The 12,618-nt window shown below is 67.5% G+C and carries 12 protein-coding genes; 5 read left to right on the top strand and 7 right to left on the bottom strand.

Translation table 11 applies throughout. The features are described from left to right. Positions 1 to 18: 18 nt before the first annotated feature. Positions 19 to 615 carry a serine O-acetyltransferase EpsC gene (gene epsC / locus ACJH7A_RS00550; RefSeq protein ID WP_212812267.1) on the top strand — a complete coding sequence of 199 codons (597 nt, stop codon included), beginning with the start codon at positions 19 to 21 and terminating at the stop codon, positions 613 to 615. A gap of 86 nt (positions 616 to 701) precedes the next feature. On the opposite strand, the gene ACJH7A_RS00545 is transcribed toward epsC, so the two are convergent. The 6 genes from ACJH7A_RS00545 to ACJH7A_RS00520 form a co-directional block, all read right to left on the bottom strand. Beyond that, positions 702 to 1,763 (bottom strand): sulfate/molybdate ABC transporter ATP-binding protein, encoded by a 1,062-nt coding sequence (locus tag ACJH7A_RS00545; RefSeq protein WP_212812268.1) that lies wholly within the window; start codon positions 1,761 to 1,763, stop codon positions 702 to 704. 23 nt (positions 1,764 to 1,786) lie between these two features. Next, positions 1,787 to 2,599, bottom strand: coding sequence for a sulfate ABC transporter permease subunit CysW (cysW, locus tag ACJH7A_RS00540; RefSeq protein ID WP_061006466.1), 813 nt, complete (start codon positions 2,597 to 2,599; stop codon positions 1,787 to 1,789). Between the two features lie 31 nt (positions 2,600 to 2,630). Then, positions 2,631 to 3,509, bottom strand: a complete 879-nt coding sequence (gene cysT, locus ACJH7A_RS00535; RefSeq protein ID WP_212812269.1) for a sulfate ABC transporter permease subunit CysT — start codon at positions 3,507 to 3,509, stop codon at positions 2,631 to 2,633. Further along, on the bottom strand, positions 3,506 to 4,546 hold the full coding sequence (locus ACJH7A_RS00530; protein ID WP_061006468.1) for a sulfate ABC transporter substrate-binding protein: 1,041 nt from the start codon (positions 4,544 to 4,546) through the stop codon (positions 3,506 to 3,508). Before ACJH7A_RS00530 ends, cysT begins: the two co-directional genes overlap by 4 nt. 119 nt (positions 4,547 to 4,665) lie before the next feature. Continuing rightward, entirely contained in the window at positions 4,666 to 4,758 is a 93-nt protein-coding gene (locus tag ACJH7A_RS00525) for an Ms4533A family Cys-rich leader peptide (protein WP_350224460.1), read from the bottom strand. A 121-nt stretch (positions 4,759 to 4,879) separates the two neighbouring features. Beyond that, positions 4,880 to 5,074: a hypothetical protein gene (locus ACJH7A_RS00520; RefSeq protein ID WP_212812270.1), complete on the bottom strand. Its 195-nt coding sequence runs from the start codon at positions 5,072 to 5,074 to the stop codon at positions 4,880 to 4,882. Between the two features lie 111 nt (positions 5,075 to 5,185). Between ACJH7A_RS00520 and ACJH7A_RS00515 the strand changes: the two genes are divergently transcribed. Then, positions 5,186 to 7,222: a glycoside hydrolase family 15 protein gene (locus tag ACJH7A_RS00515; RefSeq protein WP_110767782.1), complete on the top strand. Its 2,037-nt coding sequence runs from the start codon at positions 5,186 to 5,188 to the stop codon at positions 7,220 to 7,222. A gap of 60 nt (positions 7,223 to 7,282) precedes the next feature. On the opposite strand, the gene ACJH7A_RS00510 is transcribed toward ACJH7A_RS00515, so the two are convergent. Continuing rightward, positions 7,283 to 8,524, bottom strand: a complete 1,242-nt coding sequence (locus tag ACJH7A_RS00510; RefSeq protein ID WP_212812271.1) for a thioester domain-containing protein — start codon at positions 8,522 to 8,524, stop codon at positions 7,283 to 7,285. 318 nt (positions 8,525 to 8,842) lie between these two features. Between ACJH7A_RS00510 and ACJH7A_RS00505 the strand changes: the two genes are divergently transcribed. The 3 genes from ACJH7A_RS00505 to mddA all read left to right on the top strand — a co-directional run bounded on the left by ACJH7A_RS00505 (position 8,843) and on the right by mddA (position 12,602). Further along, complete coding sequence (locus tag ACJH7A_RS00505) at positions 8,843 to 9,766, top strand: family 2A encapsulin nanocompartment shell protein (RefSeq protein ID WP_064860926.1); 924 nt, start codon at positions 8,843 to 8,845, stop codon at positions 9,764 to 9,766. Next, positions 9,753 to 11,573 carry a family 2A encapsulin nanocompartment cargo protein cysteine desulfurase gene (locus ACJH7A_RS00500; protein ID WP_406801270.1) on the top strand — a complete coding sequence of 607 codons (1,821 nt, stop codon included), beginning with the start codon at positions 9,753 to 9,755 and terminating at the stop codon, positions 11,571 to 11,573. The genes ACJH7A_RS00505 and ACJH7A_RS00500 overlap by 14 nt, the downstream gene beginning before the upstream one ends. 267 nt (positions 11,574 to 11,840) lie before the next feature. Further along, positions 11,841 to 12,602, top strand: coding sequence for a methanethiol S-methyltransferase (gene mddA, locus ACJH7A_RS00495; RefSeq protein WP_212812272.1), 762 nt, complete (start codon positions 11,841 to 11,843; stop codon positions 12,600 to 12,602). Positions 12,603 to 12,618 lie beyond the last annotated feature (16 nt).

Here is a 12,618-nt window from a genome sequence, read left to right as displayed (position 1 = left end):
ACGGGAAAAGAAACAAAAATGACGCTGTTCGCCGGGGCTCTTTCGACCCTCCGCGAGGACCTGGACAACGCTCGCAGCCACGACCCGGCGGGACGCGGGGACGTCGAGAACGCCCTGGTGTACTCGGGCCTGCATGCCATCTGGTCGCACCGCCTGGCCCACCGGCTGTGGGCGCGGCCGGCCTGGCGCGGGCCGGCGCGGGTATTGGCACAGGTGACCCGATTCCTCACCGGCATCGAGATTCACCCGGGGGCCACCATCGGCCGGCGGTTCTTCATCGACCACGGCATGGGCGTGGTGATCGGTGAGACCACCGAGATCGGCGACGACGTCATGCTCTACCACGGCGTGACACTGGGCGGTCGCAGCCTCAACAAGGGCAAGCGCCACCCCACCATCGGCAACCGGGTGACCGTCGGCGCCGGCGCCAAGGTACTCGGCCCCATCCTCATCGGCGACGATTCGGCGATCGGCGCGAATGCCGTTGTGACACACGATGTTCCGGCGGACTCCATCGCCACCGGCATTCCGGCGATCGTGCGCCCGCGCACCGAGAAACAGCGCGAACCCGCCGTCGACCCGACGACCTACATCGACCCCGCGATGTACATCTGACGCACCCGGCCACCGGGTCAACACGAAAACACTGCGGCCGCGCAACCAGTCTGGTTGCGCGGCCGCGGTGCGTGATCCCTCGTGGCTCAGGCCCCGGCGAGGACCGCCTCGACCTCTTGCGTCTGCCCCGCGATCGGCGGGATGCGGGTGGCCCGGACGTACACGGTGTCGCCCTCGATGAGCTGCAGCGCTTCGGCGTCACCGCGCGTGATCTGGGCGGTGAACGGCGTGTGGTCGGCCGCGGTTGTCAGCTCGACGCGCACCTCGAAGCCGAGGACGACCACGCGGTCGACCTTGGCCCGCAGCACTCCGGTAGCCGCCACGTCGCCGTCGGCCTGGGAGATGGCCATGTCGGGGTTGCGGCCCACGCGGATGTCGTGGGGCCGCACCAGCGTCCCGTTCAGCGTCGACACCGCGCCCAGGAACGACATCACGAACGGGTTGGCCGGGCTGTCGTAGACCTCGGTCGGCGACCCGACCTGTTCGATGCGGCCCTTGTTCAGCACCGCGATCCGGTCGGCGACGTCGAGCGCCTCGGCCTGGTCGTGCGTGACGAGCACGGTGGTCACGTGCACCTCGTCGTGCAGGCGGCGCAGCCAGCTGCGCAGGTCGTCGCGGACCTTGGCGTCGAGGGCGCCGAACGGCTCGTCGAGGAGTAGCACCTGCGGGTCGACCGCGAGGGCGCGGGCCAGCGCCATGCGCTGACGCTGACCGCCGGAGAGCTGGCTGGGGTAGCGCGTCTGGAAACCGCTGAGCCCCACCACTTCCAGCAGATCATCGACCTTGGCCTTGACCTCGGCCTTCGGCTTCTTGCGGATCTTCAGCCCGAACGCGACGTTCTCGCGGACGGTGAGGTGTTTGAACGCTGCATAGTGCTGGAAGACGAAACCGATGCCGCGCCGCTGCGGCGGCACCCCGGTGACGTCGTTGCCCTTGATGGTGATCGTGCCGGTGTCCGGGGTGTCGAGGCCGGCGATGGCCCGCAACAGCGTGGACTTACCCGACCCACTGGGGCCCAGCAGCGCGGTCAGCGAGCCCTCGGGTACGTCGAAGTCGACGTTGTCGAGGGCCGCGAAGTCGCCGTAGTGCTTGTTGGCACCGCGCACCGTGATGGCGGGCGGGCTGCCCTGCTTCTGCTCGTCACTCATGATCGGTTCTTCCTATCGAAAAGCTATTGTGCCGCCCGGGCACGCCGGGCGTCGAGGATTACCTGCACGATCAGCACGATCACCGCGACGGCCATCAGCACTGTCGACATGGCGTAGGCGCCGTATTCGGCGCCGCGGCTGTACCGGTCGGACACCAGCAGGGTCAGGGTCTGGGATTGGCCGGGCAGGTTGGAGGACACCATGATGACGGCGCCGTACTCCCCCAGCGTGCGCGCGACGGTCAGCACGACGCCGTAGGTCAGGCCCCAGCGGATGGACGGCAGCGTGATCCGCCAGAACGTCTGCCACCACTGCGCACCCAGGGTGGAGGCCGCCTCTTCCTGGTCGGTGCCGAGCTCGTGCAGCACCGGTTCGACTTCGCGGATCACGAAGGGAACCGTGACGAAGATGCTCGCCAGCACGATGCCGGGGAAGCCGAAGATGATCTTGAATCCCCAACTGTGCTCGACGAAGCCGAGCAGTCCGGCCGAGCCCCACAGCAGGATCAGGGCCACACCGACCACGACGGGCGACACCGCGAACGGCAGGTCGATCACGGCCTGCAGGACGCTCTTGCCGCGGAACCGGTTGCGGGCCAACACCAGTGCGGTCGGCACGCCGAACAGCACGTTGAGCGGCACCACGATGGCGACGACGAGCAGCGAGAGCTGCAGCGCGGAAATGGCTGCCGGCGTAGTGATCTGGGTGAAGAACTCGCCGAGGCCGGGTTGGAACGTCCGCCACAGGATCAGGCCGACGGGCACGATGACGAGCACCGTGATGTAGGCCAGCGCCACGTACCGGGCCAGGTAGCGAACCACCGGTGACAAGGTCATGCGCGATCCGCCTTCGGCTCCTCGCCGGCCGTCATGCGGCCAACTCCTGACGCTTGGCCGCCCGCGACCCGATGACTCGCAACACGAACAGCACGACGAACGAGATCACCAGCAGCACAATCGAGATAGCGGCCGCACCGGTACGGTCGTCGTTCTCGATCAGGGTGCGGATCCACTGCGACGACACCTCGGTCTCGCCGGGCACCGCGCCGCCGATCAGCACCACCGAACCGAACTCGCCGATGGCGCGGGAGAAGGCCAGACCGGCGCCCGACAGCAATGACGGGAGCAACGCCGGCAGCACCACCTTGGTGAAGATGACGAAGTTGTTGGCGCCGAGCGACGCGGCCGCCTCTTCGGTCTCCTGGTCGAGTTCGAGCAGGACCGGCTGCACCGACCGCACCACGAACGGCAGCGTGACGAACAGCAACGCGACGCCGATGCCCCACTTGGTGTGCTGCAGATGCAGGTTCACCGGGCTGGCCGGACCGTAGAGCGCGAGCATCACGAGGCTGGCCACGATCGTGGGCAGCGCGAACGGCAGGTCGATGACGGCGTCCACAAGCCGCTTGCCGACGAAGTCGTCCCGGGTCAGCACCCACGCCACCAACAGCCCGAAGACGAGGTTGATGAGCGCGACGGCCGCGGAGACCTCCAGCGTCACCCGGAAGGACGCGATGGCCGAGTTGGACGTCACCGCCGACCAGAAGTATCCCCAGCCGCCGCGAGCGGATTGGACCAGGATCGCGGCCAGCGGCAGCAGCACGATGACGGACAGCCAGATGCTCGCCGCTCCCACGCGCAACGACGTCGTGCCCAATGCGTTCCTCACGCCAGGGCCCGGCCCGGCCGAGTCACCATTGGACTCGGGCCGGGCCGGGACGCCGTCGAACTGAACAGTGCTCGTCATCCAGTGGCCTGCTTGTAGATCTTGGTGATGCTGCCATTTTCCTTGTCGAACAACGCCGGATCGACGGTCTTCCATCCACCCAGGTCAGCGATGGTCCACAGCTTCTCCGGCGTCGGGAAGTCCTTGGCGAACTCAGCGGTCACGGCCGGATCGACCGGACGGAACCCGGCCTGCGCCCACAGCTTCTGGCCGTCCGCGGTGTAGAGGAAGTTCTTCAGCGCGTTGGCCTTGTCCTGGTGCGGGCCCGAGGTCACGACCGCCACCGGGTTCTCGATCTTGAAGGTCTGCGGCGGGTTGATGTGCTCGACGTCCTTGCCCTGACGCTCGACGTTGATGGCTTCGTTCTCGTAGCTGATCAGCACGTCACCGGTGCCGTGCAGGAACAGATCGGTGGCCTCGCGGCCCGAACCCGGACGGGTCTTGATGTGCTCGACGACCAGCTGCCGCACGAAGTCGATACCCGCCTGGGCGTCCTTGCCGCCGTTGCTCTTCACGGCGTACGGCGCCAGCAGGTTCCACTTGGCCGAACCCGAGCTCAGCGGGCTGGGCGTGACGACCTCGACGCCCGGCTTGAGCAGGTCGTCCCAGTCCTTGATGCCCTTGGGGTTGCCCTTGCGCACGACCAGCGACACCACCGAACCGAATGGGATGCCCTTCGTGGCGTCGGCGTTCCAGTCCTTGCTGACCTTGCCGGCCTTAACCAGGCGGGTGACGTCGGGCTCCACCGAGAAGTTGACGATGTCGGCGGGAGCACCGGACTCGACCTTGCGCGACTGGTCGCCCGATGCGCCGTACGACGTGGTCACGGCGACGCCCTTGCCCTCAGGGGTGGCAGCGAACGCCGGGATGATCTTGCTCCAACCGGGCTCCGGCACGGCGTAGGCCACCAGGGTCAGGGTGGTGTTGGCGCCCGACTGTGCACCGCCACCGCCGGCGACGTCACTCGCTCCGCCACCGCATGCGGCGAGCACTGTCGTGCTGGCCACGACGGCAGCGACCGCGGTGGCGGGCCGCCAGTTCTTGATGATCTTGTGCATTGATGGGCCTTCCTTGCTGGTTTACGGATGGACTACCCGTCACACGGCAAGGTGATCGATCAGCACGTGGGCATAGCAGAAGCCGACGCCGATCCCGGAAACCGCGGACGGAAACGGGGTCAGCGACAACAGGCGACGTCAGCAACAGCGCGGGTACCCACGGCAATGAGGGCCAGGATGTGGCCCTCGGTTGTGCCGGACGCTGCGTGCATGGCCGGAAGAATATCAGAGGCCGGCTCGTAGCCACTGCTCAGCGAGTCAGCAGCCACGTGACGATGACGAGCACCACCAGCAGCACCAGGATCAGCGTCACTCGTGACTGCGGCAGTCCGTTCACAGCGCGTCCTCCTCGACGTGGCGGGCCCGGTGCAGCAGCGTGATGGAGTAGCCCAGCGCCACGTCGAGCACCACTGCCAGGCCGTATGCGAGCGCCAGCACCACGGGCATCACGATGATCGTCTGCACCACGAACGACAGGCCGGACAGCCACAGCTCGACGCCGTCCCACCAATTCAGAATGCCGTTCATCGATTCTCAGCCTACGGTGTGTGCCCTTTCGAATCGCGCTGGGTCGAATCCGGCAGGCCCCGTCGGGGCTTTCGGTGGACGGCAACCGCAGATGCAGTCGATGATGTGCGAATGGTGCTGCCACAAACGGACAAGTCGGGCCAATCCAGCGACCCAGGCCACATCCTGGCGAACGGCCACGGGATTCCTCACCTCGCCGCAGCGGGCGACGATTCACTGACTGGCGGTGCGATCTCGACGGCGGTCCGCACGCCGTTTCCACCCATCGCGGATTACGCCTTCCTCTCCGACTGCGAGAACACCTGCCTGATCTCGTCCGCGGGCTCCGTGGAGTGGATGTGCGTGCCGCGGCCGGACTCCCCCAGCGTCTTCGGCTCGATCCTGGACCGCGGTGCCGGCCACTTCCGCCTGGCGCCCTACGGGGTGACGGTGCCGTCGGCGCGGCGGTACCTGCCGGGCTCGCTCATCCTGGAGACCACCTGGCAGACGCACACCGGCTGGGCCATCGTGCGCGACGCCCTCGTGATGGGGCCGTGGCACGACATCGAGACCCGGTCCCGCACACACCGTCGCACCCCGATGGACTGGGACGCCGAGCACATCCTGCTGCGCACCGTCCGCTGCGTCAGCGGCACCGTCGAGTTCGTCATGAGCTGCGAGCCGTCGTTCGACTACCACCGAGAGAGCGCGACGTGGGAGTACTCGGCCGCGGCCTACGGCGAGGCGATCGCGCGGGCGGGCAAGAACCCGGAGGCGCACCCGACCCTGCGGCTGACCACGAACCTGCGGATCGGTCTGGAGGGCCACGAAGCGCGGGCCCGGACGCGGCTGACCGAGGGTGACAAGGTTTTCGTCGCGCTGTCGTGGTCCAAGCACCCGTCGCCGCAGACCTTCGACGAGGCCTCCGACAAGATGTGGAAGACCAGCGAGGCCTGGCGGCAGTGGATCAACGTCGGCGACTTCCCGGACCATCCGTGGCGGTCGTACCTGCAGCGCAGCGCGCTGACGCTGAAGGGCCTGACGTACTCCCCGACCGGCGCGCTGCTGGCCGCGAGCACCACGTCGCTGCCGGAAACCCCTCACGGCGAACGGAACTGGGATTACCGGTACTCGTGGATCCGGGACTCCACGTTCGCGCTGTGGGGTCTGTACACCCTGGGGCTGGACCGTGAGGCCGACGACTTCTTCTCGTTCATCGCCGACGTGTCCGGCGCCAACAACGGTGAGCGCCATCCCCTTCAGGTGATGTACGGCGTCGGCGGCGAACGCAGCCTGGTCGAGGAAGAACTGCACCACCTGTCCGGCTACGACTATTCGCGGCCGGTCCGGATCGGCAACGGCGCCTACAACCAGATGCAGCACGACATCTGGGGCACCATGCTCGATTCGGTGTACCTGCACGCCAAATCCCGTGAGCAGATTCCCGAGATGCTGTGGCCGGTGCTGAAAAATCAAGTGGAAGAAGCGATCAAGCACTGGAAGGAACCCGACCGCGGCATCTGGGAGGTGCGCGGCGAGCCGCAGCACTTCACCTCCAGCAAGATCATGTGCTGGGTGGCATTGGATCGCGGCTCGAAACTCGCTGAGCTGCAAGGCGAAAAGTCGTACGCGCAGCAGTGGCGTGCGATCGCCGACGAGATCAAGGCCGACGTCCTGGCCCACGGTGTCGACAAGCGCGGCGTGCTGACCCAGCGGTACGGCGACGACGCGCTCGATGCCTCACTGCTGCTGGCGATCCTCACCCGGTTCCTGCCGGCCGACGACCCGCGGGTGCGCGCGACGGTGATGGCCATCGCCGAAGAGCTCACCGAGGAAGGGCTGGTACTGCGCTACCGCACCGAGGAGACCGACGACGGATTGTCCGGCGAGGAAGGCACTTTCACGATCTGCTCGTTCTGGCTGGTGTCTGCGCTGGTCGAGATCGGCGAGGTGAGCCGGGCCCGGCACCTCTGCGAGAAACTGCTGTCGTTCGCCAGCCCGCTGCACCTGTACGCCGAGGAGATCGAACCGCGCACCGGCCGGCACCTGGGCAACTTCCCGCAGGCGTTCACGCACCTGGCGTTGATCAACGCCGTCGTGCACGTCATCCGCGCCGAAGAGGAAGCCGACAGCAGCGGGGTGTTCCAGCCCGCGAACGCGCCGATGTAGTGAGCGATTTGTGCACGTTTTTCCGCGGTGGCCGCGGAAAAACGTGCACAAATCCCGCGGCTAGAAGGTGAGTTCGAAGTCGATGACGGTCGGGGTCGGCACCGCGAGTGCGACGGGCGTCAGGCTGCTGTCGTGCGCCACCCCGGTGATGACGCGGCCGCCGAAACCGTTCTGTGCCGCAGGCACACTCGCGGTGATGGTCACCCGCCGAACCTGTGGTGCTGGCCGCAGGTAGACGTCGCTGCCGGGGGCGACCGGGGCGGAGATCGACCCCCCGGCCGCGTCGACGAGGGTGCCGCCGGCGGCGGCGAGCGTCGCGGCGTCGGTGGCCTCGAACCGGAAGGGTCCCACCACATCGGCGACCACTGCGCGGTCGGCGGTGAGCCGCGGCACCACCGTCAGGCTCCGTGCCGCCTCGGCACCGGCCACGAGGTAGTTGTACAGCGCGACAACGCGTTCGGCGTTGCGGTAGTGGCCGGACCCATGGAGCGTGAAGCGCACGTCTTCGATGTCGACGAACGCCCCGTTGTCGGCGAGAATCTGCAGACGGTAGAAGCGGTACCCGCGGTGTTGACGGCCCGGGCGGCTGTCCGACGCGGTGGCACCGACCCCGATGCCCCGGCGGTGACGCCCGTAGCCCGCCCCGACGTTGAGTCCCGATGCGGCCACTTCGCGCCATGACGTCCCGTCGACCGATTTCTGCAGCACCAGCGAGACGGCGGCGTCGCTCGTCAATTCGACTGTGTAGCTGCCCAATTGGGGTTCGCCGTCGAATTCGAAGGTGATGGCACCTGGTTCCGTGGTGATCGCGACCGGCACGTTGAGGGGACGGTTGTCCAGGCGCAGGCCGTTGGTGAAATGCCAGATCGCGGCCTGCGTCGCGGCGATGGCCTCGTGCTCGGCCAGGTGGGCGTCACCGCTCAGGTGGCCCGCCCCGCGTACCCGGCGGCTCAGCTCGACCGTACCCAGGGTGGGGTACGAGTTGCGGATGATCCAGTCGACCTCGGCCTCGAAGGCACGCGCTGCCACGTTGGGGACCGCCGACCAGTTCGCCGGCCGGTACTGGGACGGCCGGGTGGGGGCCACGCCGAGGAAGTCCAGCGAGTACGCGTCGATGTTCGGGTTCAGCCGGATCAGGTCGGTGCGCGCCGTCGTTCCGTCGGTGAACACCACGGTATCGACGGTCGGCGAATAGGTGCCGCCGCGGTAGCGGGTCATCCGGGTGATCTCGGCGTCCCGGCGCACGGTCCGGCGGACCGTGACGGCAGTGCGGGTGGGGGCGAGCAGAGAGGAGGAGGGCATTGCGGTGTTGCTTTCCTGGAGGCTGTGAACAGCGCGTTTACGTGCACCGCCAGAAGATGGGCGGGCAGAACGCAGAGGGTCGGCGTCAGAAAATCAACAACAACAACACGGCACGACGAAGCAGCGCCGCATGGGCATGCGCAGTTCTCCGTCGTGGGTCACGCCGCCTACCATACGGCACTCACGCAGAAAAGCCACGGCCGAATTCGTCACGGCAAACGGGTTTCAACCACGCTGCGCGCTAACCCTGTGGAGACCCCCGCAAAGCCGTATCGTGGCCGCCGCATCCCCACCACAACCCGTCGGAGGTAGCCCCCCATGACGTCTGCGCAGAACGAATCGCAGGCCCTCGGCGATCTCGCCGCAAGGCAGCTAGCCAATGCCACCAAGACAGTTCCACAACTGTCGACCATCACCCCGCGATTCCTGCTGCACCTGCTGAGCTGGGTACCGGTCGAGGCGGGTATCTACCGCGTCAACCGCGTGGTGAACCCCGAACAGGTCGCCATCGCTGCCGAGCAGGGTTCGGGTACCGAGGATCCGCTGCCCGAGACCTACGTCGACTACGAGACCAGCCCGCGCGAGTACACGCTGCGGTCCATCTCGACGCTGCTCGACGTCCACACCCGGGTATCGGACCTTTACTCCAGCCCACATGACCAGGTCGCCCAGCAGCTGCGCCTGACCATCGAGACCATCAAGGAACGCCAGGAGTCCGAGCTGATCAACAACCCGGAGTACGGGTTGCTGTCGCAGGTCACGCCCGAGCAGACCATCCAGACGCTGCGCGGCACCCCCACGCCCGACGATCTGGACTCCCTGATCACCAAAGTGTGGAAGACCCCCGCCTTCTTCCTGACCAACCCGCTGGGTGTGGCGGCGTTCGGCCGGGAAGCGACCCGCCGCGGCGTGCCGCCACCAGTCGTCAGCCTGTTCGGCGCCCAGTTCATCACCTGGCGCGGCATCCCGATCATCCCGTCGGACAAGGTGCCCGTCGTGGACGGCAAAACCAAGTTCATCCTGGTCCGCACCGGCGAGGAGCGTCAGGGCGTGGTCGGCCTGTTCCAGCCGGGTCTGGTCGGCGAGCAGGCCCCGGGCCTGTCGGTCCGCTTCACCGGCATCAACCGGTCGGCCATCGCGTCCTACCTGGTCACGCTGTACTCGTCGCTGGCGGTTCTCACCGACGATGCGCTGGCGGTCCTCGAGGACGTCGGAGTGGACCACTTCCATGAGTACAAGTGATCTGCCACTGAGCGGGAGCGAACAAACGGCACTGAGCGAGGCCCAACTCTCGGCACTGGCCAGCCAGATCTACGCCACCAGCCTTCGCCCCGGTCCGGACAGCCCGCCGGTGACCACACAGGTGGCGCCGCGCGGGGTGGCCCGGGATGCGACCACCGGGACGTCGGCGGCCGCCACCGCGGCCGGTCTGGCGCACCCGGGCACGCCGGGCGAGTTCGTATCGGTGCCGGAGCTGTTCGCGCCGGCACCGACTTCGCCTGGGCCGGAAGGCATTCCGCCGGGCACGGCGCCGGTCGCACCGCGGGGTAACGCGGTGAGCCCGGTCGCGCCGTTCGGCGGGCTGGAGGCGTTCGCGGTGCCGTCGGGTCTGGTCCCGACGGTGCCGGGGGTGCTGGCTGCGCCGCCGAGCGCCCCTGTCGCGCCGCGCGGCTCCGCGCCGACCTGGCCGGGCACCGTCCCGGCAGTGCCGGAGCTGAACTGGACGGGCGCTCCGCCGCCGTCGGAGGATGCCGGGAGTTACTACTTCCTGCAGTCACCCACGGAATCCGTTGCTGCCGAACCGGTTCCGGTGGTGCCGGACGACCACGAGGTCTTCGACGTCAACGCGATCCGGGCCGACTTCCCGATCCTCAAGGAGACGGTCAACGGCAAGCCGCTGATCTGGTTCGACAACGCGGCCACGACGCAGAAGCCGCAGTCGGTCATCGACCGGCTGGCGTACTTCTACGCCCACGAGAACTCGAACATCCACCGGGCCGCGCATGAACTGGCGGCACGGGCCACGGATGCCTACGAGGATGCCCGCGAGGCGGTCCGGCGGTTCATCGGCGCGTCGAAGACCGAAGAGATCATCTTCGTCCGCGGCACGACCGAGGCCATCAACCTGGTGGCGTACTCGTGGGGTGGCAAGCACCTGGGCCCGGGTGACGAGATCGTCATCACCCACCTGGAGCATCATGCCAACATCGTTCCGTGGCAGCTGATCGCGAAGCAGACGGGCGCGGTCATCAAGGTCGCCCCGGTCGACGACGCCGGCAATCTGCTGCTCAGCGAGTTCGAGGACCTGCTGGGTCCGCGGACGAAACTGGTTGCTGCCACGCAGGTTTCGAATGCGCTGGGCACGGTGACGCCGGTCAAGACGATCGTCGAGCTGGGTCACCGCTACGGGGCCAGGGTGCTGATCGACGGGGCGCAGTCCATCCCGCACGTCCCGATCGACGTGGCCGAACTCGGCGCCGATTTCTTCGTGTTCTCCGGGCACAAGATCTACGGGCCGACGGGCATCGGCGTGCTGTACGGCCGCGAGGACGTGCTTGCCGAAACCCCGCCGTGGCAGGGCGGCGGCAACATGATCGCCGACGTGACGCTGGAGCGTTCGGTGTTCCAGGGACCGCCCAACAAGTTCGAGGCCGGCACCGGCAACATCGCGGACGCGGTGGGACTGGGTGAGGCGATCCGGTACGTGGAACGTGTTGGTATCGAACGGATTGCGGCCTACGAGCACGCTCTGCTGGAATACGCCACCCCGCGGTTGGCGGCCATTCCGGGAGTGCGGCTGGTCGGCACGGCCGACGAGAAGGCCAGCGTGCTGTCCTTCGTGCTGGCCGGGCACGAGCCGCTCGAGGTCGGCAAGGCGCTCAACGCCGAAGGTATCGCGGTGCGGGCCGGGCACCACTGCGCCCAGCCCATCCTGCGGCGCCTGGGACTCGAGGCGACGGTGCGTCCGTCGTTCGCGTTCTACAACACGTTCGAGGAGATCGACGTGTTCATCGATGCGGTCCGCCGCATCGCGGAGGGCTCGCCCTAACCCTCACGAGCAGACCCGAAAACCCCCAGTATTCCGCGGAAAACTGGGGGTTTTCGCGTATCTCCGGCCAGGAATATATTGGAAGAGTGACCAGGGGCTGCGGCACCAGGTGTGACGTCACGGACCGGCGGTCTGCCGGCCCCTCCCCTCTCGTTGGGCCCAATCGTTCCCGACATCCAGGCCGCGCCTAGGGCCGTCCCCGACGCTGCGTGCGAGTCGACCGGTGCGGACGTCGTCACCGGATCATTCCGAGAATCGGAGGACAGGATGAAGCGCTATCTGACACTTGGTTACGGCGTGCTGTGTTACGCGGTGTTCCTGGCCTCGTTCCTCTACGCCGTCGGCTTCGTGGGCAACGTGGTGGTACCCCGCACCGTCGACCACGGCATCACCGCGTCGATCGGCGAGGCCGTCGTGGTCAACCTGATCCTGCTCGGGCTGTTCGCGGTGCAACACAGCGTGATGGCCCGGCCGGCGTTCAAACGGATGTGGACGCGCGTCGTGCCGCAGGCCATCGAGCGCAGCACCTACGTGCTGATGTCGAGCCTGCTGCTGGGCTTGCTGTACTGGCAATGGCGGACCATGCCACAGGTCGTCTGGCACGTCACCGCACCGGCCGGGCGCTACGTGCTGCTCACGCTGTTCTGGGTGGGCTGGGCGATCGTGCTGATGTCGACGTTCATGATCAGCCACGTCGATCTGTTCGGGCTGCGCCAGGTGTATCTCGCGTGGCGCGGAGAACCCTACCGCGACTTGCCTTTCCGGACCACGATGTTCTACCGCGTGGTGCGGCACCCGATCATGGTCGGCTTCATCATCGCGTTCTGGGCCACCCCGACGATGACGGCGGGACATCTGCTGTTCTCGCTCGCCACCACCGGGTACATCCTGATCGCGATCCAGCTCGAGGAGCACGACCTGGTCGCCGGCCTCGGAGCCCCGTACCAGGACTACCGCGCCGAGGTGCCGATGATGATCCCGGGACTACACCCGCACCATCGCGCAGCAGGACCGCGTCACGCGGTCTGACCCGACCGCGGCGGGC

Source organism: Mycobacterium sp. SMC-17 (assembly GCF_045310915.1).
GTDB lineage: Bacteria > Actinomycetota > Actinomycetes > Mycobacteriales > Mycobacteriaceae > Mycobacterium.
This window is presented reverse-complemented; position numbering and strand designations above follow the sequence as displayed.